Genomic DNA, 16678 nt, shown 5'->3' with positions numbered 1-16678 from the left:
TCACCCGCCTCCGGTCGCTGGTTCGATTCGGCCGCTGGCTCGCGTCAGCGGCCGACGGATCCGGTCTCGAGTCCGTCGACCACTTCCACCACGCATCGCGAACCCTTTTCCGCGATGCCGGCCAAGACCCGCCGATGGCGACCGAGGCCGACGCGGTGAGCATCGACCACCCCCTGCTCGTCGAGGGCGTTCTCCAGCGACGCCGCTACCAGATCGAGCTCGCGACCGCGGCGCGTGCGGGCCACACCCTCGTGTGCCTCCCGACGGGCCTCGGAAAGACGACGGTGAGCCTGCTCGTCACCGCCGACCGACTCGCGGAGGCGGGCGGAACGGCGCTGTTTCTGGCGCCGACCAAGCCGCTCGTCCAACAGCACGCCGACTTCTACCGGGAGGCGCTGTCGGTCCCCGACGACGAGATCGTCGTGTTCACCGGCGACGTCTCGCCGGACGACCGCGGCGATCTCTGGGAGTCGGCGCGGATCGTGATCGCGACCCCGCAGGTGATCGAGAACGACCTCGTCGGCAACCGGATATCGCTGCGGGACGTCACGCATCTCACCTTCGACGAGTGTCACCGGGGCACCGGGGACTATTCGTACGTCTATATCGCCGAGCGCTACCACGCCGACGCCGCCGACCCGCTTGTCACCGGGATGTCCGCCTCCCCGGGCGGCGACCTCGAGGAGATCGAGATCGTCTGTGAGAACCTCGGGATCGACAACGTCGAGGTGATGACCGAGGACGACGCCGACGTCGACGAGTACACCCACGACACCGACGTTCGCTGGGAGCAGATCGAACTTCCCGATGAGCTGCTGGCGATCCGCGACGCGCTGAACGAGGTGATCGCCGACCGGCTCGAGAAGCTCAAGTCCATCGGCGTCGCGGACACGACCGATCCCGACCTCTCACAGCGCCAGCTCAACGCGATGCGCGGGGAGCTCAAGCGGATGATGGACGCCGGGAACTCGGACGGGTACACCGGGATGTCGACCCACGCCGAGGTGATGAAGCTCCGGCGCGCGGTCGAGCTCGTGGAGACGCAGTCGGTCGAGTCGCTGCGCCGGTACTTCGAGCGCCAGCGGAACGCGGCCCGCTCCTCGGGTGCCTCCAAGGCGAGCCAGCGGCTCGTCGCCGAGCCGAAGGTCCGCGAGGCGATGCGCAAAGCGGAGGCGTTCGACGATCTCCACCCGAAGTTCTCGAAGACGCGGCTGTTGCTCGCGGAGACGCTCGGCGTCAACGGCGGCGACCGTGCGATCGTCTTCACCGAATCACGGGATACCGCGGAGGCGCTCGTGGAGTTCCTCGAGGCAAGCGTCGACGTCGAGCGGTTCGTCGGACAGGGCGACAAGGAAGGCTCGGACGGAATGAGCCAGACCGAACAGCAGGAGACGCTCGACGCCTTCCGCGCCGGCGAGTTCGAAGTGCTCGTCTCGACGTCGGTCGCCGAGGAGGGGCTCGACGTTCCCGAGGTCGACCTCGTGTTGTTCTACGAGCCGGTTCCGACCGCGATCCGGTCGATCCAGCGGAAGGGTCGGACCGGCCGGCAGGCCAGCGGACGCGTGGTCGTGTTGATGGCCGAGGACACCCGCGACGAGGCGTTCTTCTGGATCTCCCGCCGCCGGGAGAAACAGATGCGCCAGGAGCTTCGCGACCTCAAGGCCGCGACCGGCGACCTCGAGGCCGAAATAGCCGACGAGGACCAGGCGAACCTGGACGCGTTCGAGGAGCCGGGCGGCGAGACGGGGAACGCAACCGACCACGAGGACGCCGGTTCCGAGGCTGCCGACGCCGAGGTTGCCGGCTCCGGAGACGTCGATCGCGGAAGCGTCGGCCCCGACGACGCCGCGAGTCCCGACGCCGACGGACAGCCAGGTCTGACCGACTTCGCGGCGGAGACGACCGCCGATGAGGCAACGGCGGACGCGATCGGGGACGGTATTGACGACGACGGCGTGGTCGCCACGGCTGGCGTCGCCGACGCTGACGACGTCGTCGAGGTCGTGATCGACCAGCGCGAGCTCGACGCCGGGATCGCCAAGGACCTCTCGACGCGCTCGGGGATCCGCACCCGTCTGGAGACGCTCGCGGTCGGCGACTACGTGCTCTCGGACCGGGTCGCCGTCGAGCGCAAATCGGCGGCCGACTTCGTCGACTCCCTCCTCGACGGCGACCGATCGGTCTTCGAGCAGGTCGGCGAGCTCTCGCGGGCCTACGCCCGCCCCGTGATCGTCATCGAGGGCGGCGACCTCTACACGCAGCGGAACGTGAACCCGAACGCGATCCGGGGCGCGATCGCCTCGCTCGCGGTCGACTTCGGACTCAGCGTGCTGCGCACCGACGACGAGGAGGACACGACCGAACTCTTCGAGACGATCGCCCGCCGCGAACAGGAGACCCGCGACCGCGAGGTAAGCGTCCACGGCGAGAAGACGACGAAGACGATGGCCGAACAGCAGGAGTACGTGGTCTCCGCTATCGCGGACATCGGCCCCGTCACCGCCCGATCGCTGCTCGACCACTTCAGCACCGTCGAGGCCGTGATGACCGCCCGCGAGGACGACCTCCGGGAGGTCGAGGGCGTCGGGACGGTCACCGCCGAACGGATCCGCGAGGTCGTCGGGAGCGATTACGCCGGATCCGGACGCGGTTCCGATACCGGTTCCGGGTCCGGGTGATCCGGCGTCGTCCCACGACGTGGCGGCCGCCGATAACGGTATACGTGAGCCGTGTGACCGGCGGATATGGAACTGCCAGTCGAGATACTCTACGGGATCTACCTCGGACTGCTCACCGGGATCATTCCGGCGATCGTTTCGGGCGTCCTCGGCTTCCTGTTCAAGTACTTCACCGGGGTGACGATCCCGGGGTTCGGTGTCGTCGTCCTGGCGCTTGCGATAGCCGGGGTCAACGGCGGTCTGCTTGCGCTCAACGATCCTTCGGTTCGCGCATCCGAGCGCGCGCCGGCGATCCTGACGGCGATCATCGTCGTCCTGATGCTCGCGCTGTACGCACACGCACAAGGGGACACACTCGGCGCAAACGCCCCAAAACGCCTGTCGTTGCGCTCGCTGCGGAACCGGACCCTGTCGGCGGACGTCGTCGACTTCGTCGGTGGCCGCGGCCGGGCACGAGTCGAGATCGTCGGAGAGGTCGGCGATATGGAGGGCTACCCGCCGCTGTCGGCCGAAACTCGTCAATCGATCGCCGACGGGGAGTGGACATTCCCGGCGGACCTCCCGATCGCGGAGCTCGAGACCCGCTTTGCCGACCGGCTTCGGACGGAGTTTGAGCTTGCGGACGTCTCCGTGGGCATCGATGAACACGCACGGGCAACCGTCCAGGCTGCGCCCCCGACGGGTGGCCTTTCGCGGCGGGTTCCGGACGGGCGACGGGCGGTCTCGATCGCCGCGTTGATACCGACCGGCATCGCCCGCGGCGACGAGGTGACGGTTTTTACGCCCGGCAGCGCCGTCGACGGCACCGTCGTCTCGGCACGATCGAGCCCGGACGCCGACCGCGTGGACGGCGCCCCCGCTGCTCGGAACCCCACCGATGACGACCTCGCCACCGACGGGGGAGCCGATTCCGAAGCCGACGCCGACGCACCGTCCCTCTCGGTTCCCGTCACCACGGGCGGAGAGGGGCGGATCACGGTCGCAGTGACGCGGTCCGACGCGCGTCCGTTGCTCGAGGCCGACCGTGGGAGCGTCCTGGTCCGTTCGCGCGGGACGCGGCGGGAGTTCGAGCTGACCGCCCTGATCCGCCGGGCCGGAAATCGTTTCCGGCGCGTCTCGGTCGTCGCCGGCGGCCCGCTCGACGGGGCTACGATCGGGGACGTCGACGTCCGCGACCGGTACGAGGTCGCGATCGTGGCCGCGAAGCACGGATCGTGGGTGATCGCCCCGCGCGGGGGGCAAGAGCTGTCGGCCGGCGACGAGCTGTTCGTCGTGGGAACCCGCGACGCGCTCGACCGGTTCACGGAGGTGGCGGCGTGACCGGAACCGGAGCATCGGCTCTCGAGGCGGGTCTCTCGGTCGCGACCGACGCCGTACCGCTTGCCTCGGTGGTCACCTTCAGCGAGCCCCTGCGGGCGGCCGCGACCCTCCTGCTGTTCGCGTGTCTGGCGCTGCTGATCACGGGGGCGATCGCCGCGCTCTACCGGTGGTATTTCCGTCAGCGGGCCCCGGAGGGCGTCGCGATCCTGTTCGGCGTCGCGGTGGTCGTGTTGTACCTCAACACGACCTCGCTGGGCGGGCTGATCGGCGGCGGAGAGTTCGAACTCCTGCGGCTCGACGCCGTCCTGTTCAACGTCGTCGCCGTCGGCGTCGCGGCGGCGGTCTCCCCGGCAGGCCTCCGCGTCGGCGACACGGTTGCGCGGAACGTCTTCTCGCTGGCCGGCGGCAAGCGGCTCGAGGGAGAGGTCGGTGCAGTCGTGCGGACGGTCGGCCGCGTGACTCCGGTCACGCTCCCGCCGGCCGAGGAGATCGAGGATATGGAATCCTACGAGGCCGTCTCCCCCGATCGGAAGGCCGAGATGGCGGAGAAAACGCTGCTGTTCCCCCGGCAGCTGACCGTCGAGGAGCTTCGAACCCGGCTCGTCGCCCGCGTGAAGGAAGATTTCGGGATCACGTACGTCGACGTCGACGTCGACGAGCGCGGCGAGATCGAGTACTTCGCCGTCGGAACCCGGGCGGCCGGCCTCGGGCCGACGCTCGCGCCGGGTACCGCCGCGGTGGCGATCATCGCCGATCCGGCCAACACCGCGACACCCGGCGACGTCGTACAGGTGTGGCGCGGCGGTGAGACCCCCGAACGGGTCGCGACCGCCGAGCTCCGCGCGACGGCCGGCGACGTGGCGACGCTCGCGCTCGACGCCGCGGACGCGGAGCGCCTCGACGATGCGGCGACGTACCGGCTGGTGACGCTTCCCGCCCAGCCGCAGGCCGACCGCGAGTTCGCGAGCCTGCTGCGGAGCGCCGACGAGACGATGAGCGTCGTCACCGTCGCTGCGGGAAGCGAGCTGGTCGGCACCGCGGTCGGCGACGTCTCCGCCGTCGTTGCGGCGATCCGGCCCGCCGAAGGGTCCGTTCGAGCACTTCCGCCAAGAAGCCACGTCTTCGAGCCCGGAGACGCCGTCTACCTCGTCGGTCGGCTCGATGCCATCCGTCGGTTCGAAACCTCGGCAACGACACCGGCGGCGTCCGACGCTGCGGCCGGGGCCGACGCCGAGTCGACGGACGAGATCGGGAACGATGGTGGCGGGGACGGCACGGCTGACCGAACCCAAGACGGCGGCTGATCGCGAGTCGGGACGCAACCCTCATACTCCCGGCAACCGGTGTGTCGGATATGGAGTGGAAGCTGTTCGCTGATCTCGCGGAACTGGCCGGCGACCGGACCGTGACCGTCGCGGCCGCTCCCGGCGATACGGTCGGGGACGCGCTCGACGCGCTTCTCGCGGAGCGACCGGATCTCCGCAATCGAGTGCTCGAGGACGGCGATCTCGCCGACCACATCAATCTACTGCGGAACGGCCGGAACGTCCTCCACCAGGACGGGCTCGCGACCGAGCTGGAGGACGGCGACGAACTCGCGCTCTTCCCGCCGGTCAGCGGCGGGTCGTGAGAAAGTTTATCACACAGGAGCCCGAACGCTCGAGTAGATGGCCCCTGTTAGCATGCCACCGACGACGGAGGCCAGAGACGTTTTCCGTGAACTAGGATACACCGTCGACGGGGACGGGTCCGAATTCGTCGCCGAGCGGAAGTGGCGACGCGTCCTCGTCACACCGGTGTGTGCCGACGACGCCACCGACCCGGAGCCGTATCTGGCCGATGGCGGCGAGACGCCGCGCTTGCGATGTTTCGTGACGTGGCGGCGGGCGGCGACGGACCTCCGTGACCACCTCCTGAAACTCAAACCGCCGTTCGACTGGGCGGTCATCGGCGTCGACGACGCCGGCGAGTTCGACGTGATGCAGGGGCGGCCGGGAAGTCCCTGAGACGACGATCGGTCCGGCTGCGGGACGGAGCCGGCGGCCCGAACGGGTCGCGGGGTACTTTTATACTGCCGCGCGCGCTATCTCGCGGTATGGTATATAAGAAGATATCCCTGATCGGAACGAGCACCGAGAGCTTCGACGACGCGGCCGACGACGCGATCGACCGCGCCGAGGACACCCTCGAGAACGTCTACTGGGCGGAGGTACAGGAGTTCGGCGTCGAGGTGAAGAACGCGCCCGAGCGGGAGTACCAGGCGGAAGTTGAGATCGCCTTTGAGTTGGCGGAGTAGCACTTCGGGTCGACCGACGATTACACAGTAACGCCCGCCGAAGCGCGCACCTTTTTGGATCATCGCCGCCCACCGGTGGGTATGACGGCCTCACGTGCACCCGCCGATCCCGACGTGCTGGCGTTCGAGACGACCGTCGAGCGGATCGACGGGACCGCAGTCGAACTCGCGGAGACGTACTTTTACCCCGAGTCGGGCGGTCAGCCCGCGGACCGGGGAACGATCGCCGACGTCGCCGTCACCCATGGCGAGACGGTCGACGGCGGCGTCGTCCACCACCTCGCCGAGAAACCGCCGGTCACGGTCGGGGAGACGGTCGCGTGTTCGATCGACCCCACGTTCCGAACCTACTGTATGCGGGCACATACGGCCTCTCACGTGCTCTACGGCGCTGCCCGGCGTTGTTTCGACGATCTCGGCTACGCCGGCTTCGACATCGGCACCGAGACGATACGCGTGGACCTCACGACCGCAGACCCGATCGACGAGGACGACCTGATCGAGCTCGAGCGGCTCTCGAACCGTGCCGTGTGGGACGCCCTCCCCGTTACGTGGGAGACGATGCCGGCCGAGGAGGCGCGAGCGCTGCCCGACATCGCGTTCAACGAGCGAACCGAGGAGGGTGCGATGGCCCACCGGGCAGCGTCAGTCCGCGTCGTGACGATCGAAGGATGGGATACCGCCGCCTGCGGCGGCACCCACGTCTCGAACACGCGCGAGATCGGTCCGATCGAACTCATCGACCGGTCGAACCCCGGCGAGGGCCGAACCCGGATCGAGTTCGCCGTCGGCCCGACCGGGATCGAGCACCGCGCCACCGTCCACCGAGCCGCGCGGGCCGCGAGTCGCGCGGCGGACGCGAGCGTGGCCGATCTCCCCGAGACCGTGGACCGGCTTCGCGAGGAGGCCGATGAGTTGGCCGCCGAGGTGGCGTCGCTGCGAAAGGCGGTCCTGTCGGCCCGGATCGCGGACCTCGAGACGGTCGATGCGTCCGGTTCTTCCGCCCTCGATGCGGGCTCCGACCACGGCGACGGCGACGGCGACGGTGACGCAGCCACGGCGACCTGGGCCGTCGGGACGATCGACGATGACGGCCCGCTTGCCGACGTCGGCCCGAACGATCTGCAGGGACCGGTCGAGGACGCCGTGGGGACCGACCCCGAATTCCCGGACGTCGTGGCCGTCGTCGGCGCGGACGGCACGCCGTTCGTGGTCGTCGCGACGACGGGGGAGGCGCCCCTCGACGCCGGCGGGATCGTCGACACAGTCACCGACGAGTTCGGCGGCGGGGGCGGCGGTAGCCGGACGTTCGCCCAGGGTGGCGGGCTGGACGCCGATCCCGCGGCGGTCGCCGAGTTCCTCCGGTCCGAGACAACCGCCCTCGCCACTCCTGGCGCCGAGCGATGACGGGCAAACTCGATCCCGAGGGGCTCGCGGATTTCCTCGGTGCGGTGGGCGCTGACGACCCGTCCGTGATCCAGGGCGCCGCCTACGGCGAGGACGCGGCCGCGATCGACCTGGGCGACCGGACGCTCGTGGTGAGCGCCGATCCCATCTCGCTGGCGGCCGAACGTGCCGGCCAGCTCGGGATCCACGTCGCGTGCAATGACGTCGCGGTCAGCGGCGCGGACCCACGGTGGGTGACGAGCACCGTCTTTCTCCCCGATGAGGACCCCGACACGCGCCGGACGCTCGCCACGCAACTGGACGAGACGGCGAGCGACCTCGGCGTCGCGATCGTCGGCGGCCACACCGAATACCTGCCCGCGATCGACCGGCCGCTCCTCTCGATGACCGCGATGGGAACCACGGATCGATTCCTCCCGTCCGGCGGCGCACGTCCCGGCGATCGGCTCGTGTTGACGACGGGTGCCGGCATCGAGGCGACGGCGATCCTCGCGAGCGACTTCGCCGAGGAGTGTCGAGCCGCCGGCGTCGAGGAGGCGACCCTCGAGGCCGCCCGCAGCTTCTTCGACGACGTCAGCGTCGTGCCCGAGGCAGCCGCGATCCGGGAGTTCGCCACGGCAATGCACGACCCGACGGAGGGCGGCCTGCTCACCGCCCTCCACGAGATGGCGAACGCGGCCGGCGTCCGTGCGGAGATCCACCGCGCGGACGTCCCGATCCGCCCGGAAACCCGGGCGTGTTGTGCGGCGGTCGACGTCGATCCGCTCCGAACCTTCGGCTCCGGCGCGCTGCTTGCGGCCGTCCCGTCGAACCGGACCGCGGAGGCCATCGAGGCCGTCGAATCGCTCGGCATCGCGGCGGCGACGATCGGCGAGATACTGCCGACCGATGGCGGGTCGGGCGACCACGGCGGGACCGACGCCGGCGGATCGGGCGACCAAGGCGGGGCCGATGCCGGCGGGTCCGTCGTCCTCGACGGGACCCCGATTCCCGAGCCCCCGCGTGACGATATGTACGCCCTGTGGGAAGCGGCCGACGGGGAGTAACTGCCGGGGAGCGAGGGACCCTGCGGCGATCACGCGGACCGAAACACACAGTGTGACTGCCTCCCAATCGTGAGGTATGACCGAGTTCGATCTCGGGTTCGACCCCGACGCCTACGACGCCGTGATCTACGACCTCGACGGGACGCTCGTCCGGCTGACCGTCGACTGGAACGTCGTCGCAGAGGACGTGCTCGCCGTGTACACCGAACACGCGGTCAAACCCCCGAGCGACCGCCTCTGGGACCTCCTCGAGGCGGCCCCCGAGTACGGCATCGCGGACGCCGTCGAGGCGGCCATCGCCGCCCACGAACACGACGGCGCCCGGGAGTCGCGACGGCTCGCGGTCGCGGACGCGCTCTCGACCGATCGAGCGTCCCGGACCGGGGTCTGCTCGCTCAACGCCGAGGAGGCCTGCCGGATCGCCCTGCGGGCCCACGGGCTCGACGACCGAGTGAGCGCGATCGTCGGCCGCGACACGATCGGGACGTACAAACCCGATCCCGAGCCGCTTCGGGCGACGATCGAGGCGCTGTCGGCCGACCCGGAGCGATCGATGTTCGTCGGGGATTCCGACCGCGACGCGCGCACCGCCCGCCGGGCCGGGGTCGAGTTCGCGCGCGTGAACCCGACCGCGGCACGACACGATGGCGGCGACGACGGCGGCGACGGCGACGACGACTGATAGGTTTAAAAACGGTCACGCCGGCCGGCGGCGGTCCAGGCGTCACGGGGCGCCCCGTCGGGAACACGGCCGGTCCGTCCTCCAAGTGCGGCCGTTCGTCCCGCGAACGCCCATCGATCACCGGTCCAGCCGTCGTCCGTCTCGCCGTGGGCGCGTTCGGCCGCCACCGCGACGGCGCGAGCGCGATCCTGATCCCGCAGATGGGCCGCGATGGCGGCGACGATGGCGGCGGCCTCCTCGTCGTCGGCGTCGGCGGGGATCGAGAGTCGGTCGCGGACGTCCGCGTCGGCGGATCTCGCCCTGGGAGCGTCCGCATCCGGGGAGTCCGTGCCCGTCGTGTTCGTCGGCATCTGGTTAGATCGGGAGGTTACCGTGTTTCTTCTCGGGGAGATCGGTCCGCTTGCTCGCGAGCAGCTCGAGGTCGTCGACGAGCCGTGCCCGGGTCTCGGTCGGTTCAATCACGTCGTCGATGTAGCCGCGGTCGGCGGCGGTGTAGGGGTTCGCGAACTCCTCGCGATACTCCTCGATCAGCTCCTGCCGGCGTGCCTCGGGGTCCTCGGCGTTGGCCAGCTCCTCGCGATAGAGGACGTTCACCGCGCCCTTCGGGCCCATTACCGCGATCTCGGCGGTCGGCCAGGCGTAGTTGACGTCGCCGCCGACGTGTTTCGAGGCCATCACGCAGTAGGCGCCGCCGTAGGCCTTGCGGGTGATGACGGTGAGCAGCGGGACGGTCGCCTCCGAGTAGGCGTACAGCAGCTTCGCGCCGTGGCGGATGATCCCGTTGTGCTCCTGGTCGGTGCCGGGCATAAAGCCCGGCACGTCCTCGAAGGTGAGGATCGGGACGTTGAACGCGTCACACAGCCGGATGAAGCGAGCGCCCTTCTGGCTGGCCTCGATGTCGAGCGTGCCGGCGTTGACCCGCGGGTTGTTCGCGACGATCCCGACCGACCGACCGTCGAGCCTGGCGAAGCCGATCACGAGGTTCTTCGCGAAGTTCGCCTGCACCTCGAGGAACGATCCCTCGTCCACGATGCGCTCGATCACCTCGGTCATGTCGTAGGGCTTTCGCGGCGCGTCCGGAACGATCGTCTCGAGCTCCTCGTCGGCGCGTTCGGGATCGTCCCAGGGATCGACTCGCGGCGGGTCCTCGACGTTGTTCTGCGGGAGGTACGACAGCAGGCGAGCGATCCGGTCGAGCGCCGCCTCCTCGGACTCCTCGGCGAAGTGGGCGACGCCGGTTCGCGAGGAGTGGGTGACCGCGCCGCCGAGCTCCTCGAAGGTCACCTCCTCGCCGGTCACCGTCTCGATCACGTCCGGCCCGGTGATGAACATGTGGGAGGTGTCCTTCACCATCACGGTGAAGTCGGTGATCGCCGGGGAGTAGACGGCGCCGCCGGCACAGGGGCCCATGATCCCGGATATCTGTGGGACCACGCCGGAGGCCTCGGTGTTGCGCCGGAAGATCTCCGCGAACCCGCCCAGCGCGCCGACGCCCTCCTGGATCCGGGCGCCGGCCGAGTCGTTCAGGCCGACGACGGGCGCGCCGACCTCCATCGCCGTGTCCATCAGCTTGCAGATCTTCTCGGCGAACACCTCGCCGAGCGATCCGCCGAAGACGGTGAAGTCGTGCGCGAAGACGAACGTCTTGCGGCCGTTCACGTCGCCGTATCCCGTCACGACGCCGTCGCCGGGAATCTTCGTCTCCTCCATCCCGAAGGAGTGGTTACGGTGGGTCCGGAACTGGTCGAACTCGTGGAACGTCCCGTCGTCGAGGAAGTAGTCGATCCGCTCGCGAGCGGTCATCTTGCCCTTCTCGTGTTGGGACGCGATGCGGTCCTCGCCGCCGCCCTTCCGCGCCCGCTCCCGACGCTCGCGGAGGTCGTCGATCCGGTCGTCCATCGTCACGTCGGACCACCCTGACTCATTGTGTGTGAGTCCGCCAGACGGGGCAAAAGGGTTCTGTTATGCGACGATTTTGAGATCGACGATCGTCGAAATATCGGGATCGGCGACGCCGGATCCGGGATAGTCGTATAAGTGGTCGGGGCATGAACCTTTATGGAATGACCGACGACCGCGGAGCCGCCGACCTCGTGCCGGCCGTCGAGGAGACCGCCGAGTCGATCGCATCGATGGAGATCCGGGGCGCCGCGACGATCGCCGGCGCCGCCGCGGAGGCGCTCGCCGAACAGGCCCGGGAAATCGACGTCGACGATCCCGCGCGGTTCCGGGCGACGATGCGGGCCGCCGCCCGCCGACTTCACGAGACCCGTCCCACGGCGGTCTCGCTGCCGAACGCGCTCCGGTACGTGCTCCAGCGGATGGAGGGCGAGGACGTCGAAGCGCTCCGGCGACGCGTGGTTCGGGCGAGCGCCCGATTCACGCGCCGACTCGAGGAGGCCCGCGGCCGGCTCGGGGAGGTCGGCGCGAACCGGCTGCAGGACGGCGACGTGGTGATGACGCATTGTCACTCCACGGACGCGCTGGCCTGTATCGAGGCCGCCCTGAACCAGGGGAAATCCCTGTCGGCGATCGTCAAGGAGACCCGCCCCCGGAGGCAGGGACACATCACCGCCGAGGCGCTCCGGGAACTCGACGTGCCGGTCACCCTCATCGTCGACTCCGCGGCGCGTCGGTACCTCGATGAGACCGACCACGTGCTCGTCGGAGCGGACTCGATCGCCGCCGACGGCTCCGTCATCAACAAGATCGGCACCTCCGGACTCGCGGTCAACGCCCGGGAGCGCGGCGTCCCGATCATGACGGCGGCCCAGACGATCAAGCTCCATCCGGAGACGCTGACGGGCCACACCGTCGAAATCGAGACCCGCGACGAGGACGAAGTGATCGACCCCGAAACGCGCGCGGGGATCGGCGACATCGCGGTCGAGAACCCCGCCTTCGACGTGACGCCGCCGCGATACATGGACGCGATCGTCACCGAAAGCGGCCAGTTCCCGCCCGAAAGCATCGTCACGCTGATGCGCGAGCTGTTCGGCGATGGGGCCGAAACCCCGTGGGCGGAGCCGTGACCCGGAACGCGGACGGGCCGGCCGACCACGTCTCCGAGGCGCCGCGGGCGTTGTGCGCCGGCCACGTCAACTGGGACGTCACGATGCAGGTCGAGCGGCTTCCCGAGCCGGACGGTGAACGACCGATCGACCACCTCCGGCAGGCCGGCGGCGGAAGCGCGGCGAACGTCGCCACGGGTCTGTCGGGGTTCGGGGTTCGTGCCGAGCTGTTCGGCAGCGTCGGGGACGACGATCCGGGTACGTTAACGCTGCGCGAACTCGACCGCACTGGGGTCGACTGCGACCCCGTGTCGGTCCGAGAGGGCCGCCAAACGTCGGTGAAGTACCTCATCGTCGACGCCGGCGGCGAGGTGATGGTGCTGTCCGCGTCGGGCGCCAACGAGGCGTATACCGCCGCCGACCTCCCCGCGGCTCGACTCGCCGACCTCGACCACCTGCATCTGACCGGACAGGACCCGAAGGTTGCGACGGAACTCGCGCGGACGGCGGCCGACCACGGCGCCGCGGTGAGTTTCGACCCCGGTCGGCGGATCGGCGACCGGGGCTACACGAGCGCCTTCGAGCACGTCGACGTCCTCCTGGTGAACCGACGCGAGGCGGCGACGCTCGAGGAATCCGGCTTCGACTCGACGGCGACGGACGCGCCGATTCTCGTCGTCAAGCTCGGCAGCGAGGGGGCCGCGGTCCGGGACCCTACCGCCGGCGCCATCGACATCGTCGGCGACGCCGATGCCGTCGACACCACCGGCACCGTCGACACCGCCGACCGTGATCTGTGTCGTGCGCCCGCCTTCCCGGTCGATCCGGTCGACACGACCGGCGCCGGCGACGCGTTCGCTGCCGGCTTCATCGCCGCGTGTTTCGAGTCCGCTCGCGGCCGCGAACCCGAGATCGGGAACGAACTCGCGGGGGACGTGGACGCCGGCGATTCGACCGATCTCGGGGGATCGAACCGCGGGATTCCGGGGACGACCGCTCCTCATCTCCGTGACGCCGATCTCGCGTACGCGCTCCGGATCGGCAACGCCGCCGGCGCGCTCGCGACCCGGGAGTACGGCGCCCGAACGACGCTCACGTGGGACCGGATCGACGCCTTCATCGCCGATCACGATCTCGGAACCCGGGCAGGGTCGGATTCGCCGACGTGACCACGACGATCGATGCCCGGTCGACGTTCCTCATCGACACTCGGACCACGACCCTCATCGACGCCGCTCCGTCGTCCGCTCGATCCGCCGGAGCCACGTCGTGAGAACCTCCTCGGCCGTCACGAACAGATTGTACCAGACCGGGACGGAGACGCCGACGAGGAAGACGGTGGGCGTTTGCCCAATGTCCGCCCGAACCAGGAAATGCGCCGTCACGATCGGCACGAGTGCGGCGACGTAGTGGATCCCCGCGAGCACGTGGTAGCTCGGGTCGCCGTCGACGTCGACGGCCGCGAGTACCCCGTCGAAAGTTCCCACGAGCAGGAGCCCGAAGCCGGTGACCGCTCCGACCGCGTACGCGAGGACCCCACGGATCCCGAACACGCCGAAGGCATCGACGAGGAGAACCCCGGATCCCCAGAAGGCGATCGTGAAGCCATAGGCGAACGCCTCCTCGACGAGGAGCCGGCGGAGGAACTCCCGATCCATCGTCGGAGGAACGCGTCCGCCACCGGCAAAACCGTTGCCGTTCGGGGTCGAACGGGCCGCCGGTTCGCGAGTCGAAAGAGCGGGATTTAAGCGCCCGACGACCCCCTTTTCGGACGCCAATGAAACTTCACGAGTATCAGGCGAAGGGAATCTTCGCCGATGCCGGGATCCCGGTTCCCGACTCGCAGCTGGCCGAATCCGTCGAGGAGGTCCTCGACGCGGTCGACGAGATCGGGTACCCGGCCGCCATCAAGGCACAGGTACACGTCGGCGGCCGCGGCAAGGCCGGCGGCATCAAGATCGCGACCGACCGCGAGGAGGCCGAACGGTACGCCGAGGAGATCCTAGGGATGGATCTGAAGGGCTACACCGTCGACCGCGTCCTCGTCGAGTCCGGCGTCGATTTCGTCGATGAACTCTACGTCGGCGTGACGATGGACCGCGGCGAGGGCCAGCCGGTCCTGATGGTCTCGACCGAGGGCGGCGTTGACATCGAGGAGGTCGCCGCCGAGAGCCCCGACGCGATCGCCCGCGAGCACGTCGACCCCGCCTTCGGCCTGCACCCCTATCAGGCCCGCAAGGTCGTCTACGAGGCCGGCGTCGACGCCGACGTCGCACTCGACGTCGCCTCGATCCTCTCGACGCTGTACGACCTCTACGAGGACAGCGACGCCTCCGAGATCGAGGTAAACCCGGTGATGATCACGGGCGACCGCGACGTGATCGCGGCCGACGCCGTGATGAACATCGACGAGGACGCGCTGTTCCGCCAGCCCGAACTCTCCGAGATGGCCGAGGAGTCCTACGAGGACGACCTCGAACGAAAGGCCGGCGAGTACGGTTTCGATTACGTCCGCCTGTCCGGAAACGTCGGCATCATCGGCAACGGTGCCGGGCTCGTGATGACGACGCTCGATCTGGTCGACCACTACGGCGGGTCGCCCGCGAACTTCCTCGACATCGGCGGCGGCGCGAAGGCCGAGCGCGTCACGAACGCGCTGGACATGGTCTTCTCCGACGAGAACGTCGACGCCGTCGTCTTCAACATCTTCGGCGGGATCACTCGCGGCGACGAGGTCGCCAAGGGGATCAACGAGGCCCTCGAGCAGTTCGACGAGATCCCCAAGAAGGTGGTCGTCCGGCTGGCCGGAACGAACGCCGAGGAGGGGATGGAGATCCTGAACGCCGACCTCGTCGAGGTCGAGGAGACGCTGGAGGACGCCGTCCAGCGTGCGGTCGCCAATGCCGCGGAGGTAGAACAATGAGTGTATTCGTGGACGATGACACACGAGTCGTAGTACAGGGCATCACCGGCGGGGAGGGGAAGTTCCACGCCGAACAGATGATCGAATACGGGACGAACGTCGTCGGGGGCGCAGTCCCCGGCAAGGGTGGCGAGGAAGTCGCCGGCGTCCCCGTCTACGACACCGTCGACGAGGCCGTCGAGGCCGAGGACGCGGACGCCTCCGTGATCTTCGTGCCGCCGGCGTTCGCCGCGGACGCGATCTTCGAGGCGCTCGACACCAGCCTCGATCTCGTGGTGGCGATCACCGAGGGCGTCCCGACCCAGGACATGGCCAAGGTGAACAAGCGCCTTTCGGAGGTCGACACGCGACTGCTCGGCCCCAACTGTCCCGGGATCATCACGCCGGGCGAGTCGAAACTCGGCATCCTGCCGGGCAACATCTTCACCGACGGCAACGTCGGGCTCGTCTCGCGGTCGGGCACGCTCACCTACCAGGTCGTCGATAACCTCACCAACCGCGGCATCGGCCAGACGACCGCGGTCGGCATCGGCGGCGACCCGATCATCGGCACCTCCTTCATCGACGCGCTCGAGGCGTTCGAGGCCGACGAGGAGACCGACGCCGTCGTGATGTGCGGCGAGATCGGCGGCGAGGACGAAGAGCAGGCCGCCAAGTACATCGGCGAGCACATGGACACGCCGGTCGCCGGCTTCATCGCCGGCCGCACCGCGCCGCCGGGCAAGCGGATGGGCCACGCCGGTGCCATCGTCTCCGGCTCCGGCACCGGCACCGCCGAGTCCAAGATCAACGCGCTCAACGACGCGGGCGTCCCCGTCGGCGATACCCCCGAGGAAGTCGCCGACCACGTCGAGGACTTCCTGTAACGCGGCTTGCGTCGACCGATCCGCACGGTTTTACGCCGGCGCCGCCTTCGTTCCGGTATGTCACCGACGCCGACGATAACCCGCGATTCGGAGGTCGACTACGAGGTCGTCACAGCCGCAGAGGGGCTGGGTCGCGGCGTGCTGATCGACGAGACGGACGGCGCGCCCAACTTCGCGATGCGTCGGTTCATCCTCGAGCCTGAGGCGACCGTCCCGCTGCACACCAACGCGGTCGAGCACGTCCAGTACGTCCTCGCCGGCGAGTACACCATCACCCTCGACGGCGAGGAACGGACGGTCTCACACGGCGATTCGCTGTTCATTCCGGCCGGCGCCGAACACGCCTACCACAACGACGGCCCCGAGCGCGGGGCGTTCATCTGCGTGGTTCCCCACGGCGACGACGAGATCGAGCTCGTCGAGTAGACGGATCGCTTCGAGACTTCGGA

General features: G+C 69.2%; 17 protein-coding genes. 14 read left to right on the top strand and 3 right to left on the bottom strand.

The annotated features are described in order from the left end of the window. The first annotated feature begins 134 nt into the window (after nt 1-134). From BLW38_RS09105 to BLW38_RS09065, 9 genes are all read left to right on the top strand, one after another. Nucleotides 135-2678 (top strand): DEAD/DEAH box helicase, encoded by a 2544-nt coding sequence (locus BLW38_RS09105; RefSeq protein ID WP_092816940.1) that lies wholly within the window; start codon nt 135-137, stop codon nt 2676-2678. Nucleotides 2679-2744: 66 nt separating this feature from the next. After that, nucleotides 2745-3998, top strand: coding sequence for a potassium channel family protein (locus tag BLW38_RS09100; RefSeq protein WP_092816939.1), 1254 nt, complete (start codon nt 2745-2747; stop codon nt 3996-3998). Further along, the gene (locus BLW38_RS09095; protein WP_092816938.1) at nt 3995-5302 is read left to right on the top strand and encodes a TrkA C-terminal domain-containing protein; all 1308 of its coding nucleotides are present in this window, start codon (nt 3995-3997) and stop codon (nt 5300-5302) included. Before BLW38_RS09100 ends, BLW38_RS09095 begins: the two co-directional genes overlap by 4 nt. Before the next feature lie 50 nt (nt 5303-5352). Further along, the gene (locus BLW38_RS09090) at nt 5353-5628 is read left to right on the top strand and encodes a ubiquitin-like small modifier protein 1 (RefSeq protein WP_092816937.1); all 276 of its coding nucleotides are present in this window, start codon (nt 5353-5355) and stop codon (nt 5626-5628) included. A gap of 37 nt (nt 5629-5665) precedes the next feature. Beyond that, nucleotides 5666-6004, top strand: a complete 339-nt coding sequence (locus BLW38_RS09085; protein ID WP_092816936.1) for a DUF7116 family protein — start codon at nt 5666-5668, stop codon at nt 6002-6004. A gap of 89 nt (nt 6005-6093) precedes the next feature. Beyond that, nucleotides 6094-6294: a dodecin gene (locus BLW38_RS09080; protein WP_092816935.1), complete on the top strand. Its 201-nt coding sequence runs from the start codon at nt 6094-6096 to the stop codon at nt 6292-6294. 81 nt (nt 6295-6375) lie between these two features. Further along, nucleotides 6376-7701: an alanyl-tRNA editing protein gene (locus BLW38_RS09075; protein WP_092816934.1), complete on the top strand. Its 1326-nt coding sequence runs from the start codon at nt 6376-6378 to the stop codon at nt 7699-7701. Then, the gene (locus tag BLW38_RS09070; RefSeq protein ID WP_092816933.1) at nt 7698-8747 is read left to right on the top strand and encodes an AIR synthase family protein; all 1050 of its coding nucleotides are present in this window, start codon (nt 7698-7700) and stop codon (nt 8745-8747) included. The genes BLW38_RS09075 and BLW38_RS09070 overlap by 4 nt, the downstream gene beginning before the upstream one ends. Nucleotides 8748-8823: 76 nt before the next feature. Further along, the gene (locus tag BLW38_RS09065) at nt 8824-9429 is read left to right on the top strand and encodes an HAD family hydrolase (RefSeq protein WP_092816932.1); all 606 of its coding nucleotides are present in this window, start codon (nt 8824-8826) and stop codon (nt 9427-9429) included. A 5-nt stretch (nt 9430-9434) separates the two neighbouring features. Here the strand turns inward: BLW38_RS09065 and BLW38_RS09060 are convergent, their stop codons facing one another. Beyond that, nucleotides 9435-9779: an acc operon protein gene (locus BLW38_RS09060; protein ID WP_245710122.1), complete on the bottom strand. Its 345-nt coding sequence runs from the start codon at nt 9777-9779 to the stop codon at nt 9435-9437. A gap of 4 nt (nt 9780-9783) precedes the next feature. Then, a complete protein-coding gene (locus BLW38_RS09055) occupies nt 9784-11328 on the bottom strand; it encodes an acyl-CoA carboxylase subunit beta (protein ID WP_092816931.1) in 1545 nt (514 codons plus the stop codon). Nucleotides 11329-11492: 164 nt separating this feature from the next. On the opposite strand from BLW38_RS09055, the gene BLW38_RS09050 reads away from it, so the two are divergent. Then, nucleotides 11493-12461 (top strand): ribose 1,5-bisphosphate isomerase, encoded by a 969-nt coding sequence (locus BLW38_RS09050; protein WP_092816930.1) that lies wholly within the window; start codon nt 11493-11495, stop codon nt 12459-12461. Beyond that, entirely contained in the window at nt 12458-13609 is a 1152-nt protein-coding gene (locus BLW38_RS09045) for a carbohydrate kinase family protein (RefSeq protein WP_245710120.1), read from the top strand. The genes BLW38_RS09050 and BLW38_RS09045 overlap by 4 nt, the downstream gene beginning before the upstream one ends. Nucleotides 13610-13663: 54 nt before the next feature. Here the strand turns inward: BLW38_RS09045 and BLW38_RS09040 are convergent, their stop codons facing one another. Continuing rightward, nucleotides 13664-14098, bottom strand: coding sequence for a hypothetical protein (locus BLW38_RS09040; RefSeq protein WP_092816929.1), 435 nt, complete (start codon nt 14096-14098; stop codon nt 13664-13666). Between the two features lie 119 nt (nt 14099-14217). Between BLW38_RS09040 and sucC the strand changes: the two genes are divergently transcribed. From sucC to BLW38_RS09025, 3 genes are read left to right on the top strand one after another with little or no spacing between them, the layout of a single operon-like run. Beyond that, nucleotides 14218-15363, top strand: coding sequence for an ADP-forming succinate--CoA ligase subunit beta (gene sucC, locus BLW38_RS09035; RefSeq protein ID WP_092816928.1), 1146 nt, complete (start codon nt 14218-14220; stop codon nt 15361-15363). After that, nucleotides 15360-16229, top strand: coding sequence for a succinate--CoA ligase subunit alpha (sucD, locus tag BLW38_RS09030; RefSeq protein ID WP_092816927.1), 870 nt, complete (start codon nt 15360-15362; stop codon nt 16227-16229). The genes sucC and sucD overlap by 4 nt, the downstream gene beginning before the upstream one ends. A gap of 57 nt (nt 16230-16286) precedes the next feature. Beyond that, nucleotides 16287-16655, top strand: a complete 369-nt coding sequence (locus tag BLW38_RS09025) for a cupin domain-containing protein (RefSeq protein WP_092816926.1) — start codon at nt 16287-16289, stop codon at nt 16653-16655. Nucleotides 16656-16678: the final 23 nt, after the last annotated feature.

The organism is Halopenitus malekzadehii (assembly GCF_900108505.1).
Lineage (GTDB): Archaea > Halobacteriota > Halobacteria > Halobacteriales > Haloferacaceae > Halopenitus > Halopenitus malekzadehii.
This window is presented reverse-complemented; position numbering and strand designations above follow the sequence as displayed.

Bases quoted from the DNA above. Each gene is read 5' to 3' on its own strand.
- BLW38_RS09105 (WP_092816940.1), top strand. From the start codon at position 135: ATGGCGACCGAGGCCGACGCGGTGAGCATCGACCACCCCCTGCTCGTC.
- BLW38_RS09100 (WP_092816939.1), top strand. From the start codon at position 2,745: ATGGAACTGCCAGTCGAGATACTCTACGGGATCTACCTCGGACTGCTC.
- BLW38_RS09090 (WP_092816937.1), top strand. From the start codon at position 5,353: ATGGAGTGGAAGCTGTTCGCTGATCTCGCGGAACTGGCCGGCGACCGG.
- BLW38_RS09085 (WP_092816936.1), top strand. From the start codon at position 5,666: ATGGCCCCTGTTAGCATGCCACCGACGACGGAGGCCAGAGACGTTTTC.
- BLW38_RS09080 (WP_092816935.1), top strand. From the start codon at position 6,094: ATGGTATATAAGAAGATATCCCTGATCGGAACGAGCACCGAGAGCTTC.
- BLW38_RS09075 (WP_092816934.1), top strand. From the start codon at position 6,376: ATGACGGCCTCACGTGCACCCGCCGATCCCGACGTGCTGGCGTTCGAG.
- BLW38_RS09070 (WP_092816933.1), top strand. From the start codon at position 7,698: ATGACGGGCAAACTCGATCCCGAGGGGCTCGCGGATTTCCTCGGTGCG.
- BLW38_RS09065 (WP_092816932.1), top strand. From the start codon at position 8,824: ATGACCGAGTTCGATCTCGGGTTCGACCCCGACGCCTACGACGCCGTG.
- BLW38_RS09060 (WP_245710122.1), bottom strand. From the start codon at position 9,779: ATGCCGACGAACACGACGGGCACGGACTCCCCGGATGCGGACGCTCCC.
- BLW38_RS09055 (WP_092816931.1), bottom strand. From the start codon at position 11,328: ATGGACGACCGGATCGACGACCTCCGCGAGCGTCGGGAGCGGGCGCGG.
- BLW38_RS09050 (WP_092816930.1), top strand. From the start codon at position 11,493: ATGACCGACGACCGCGGAGCCGCCGACCTCGTGCCGGCCGTCGAGGAG.
- BLW38_RS09040 (WP_092816929.1), bottom strand. From the start codon at position 14,098: ATGGATCGGGAGTTCCTCCGCCGGCTCCTCGTCGAGGAGGCGTTCGCC.
- sucC (WP_092816928.1), top strand. From the start codon at position 14,218: ATGAAACTTCACGAGTATCAGGCGAAGGGAATCTTCGCCGATGCCGGG.
- sucD (WP_092816927.1), top strand. From the start codon at position 15,360: ATGAGTGTATTCGTGGACGATGACACACGAGTCGTAGTACAGGGCATC.
- BLW38_RS09025 (WP_092816926.1), top strand. From the start codon at position 16,287: ATGTCACCGACGCCGACGATAACCCGCGATTCGGAGGTCGACTACGAG.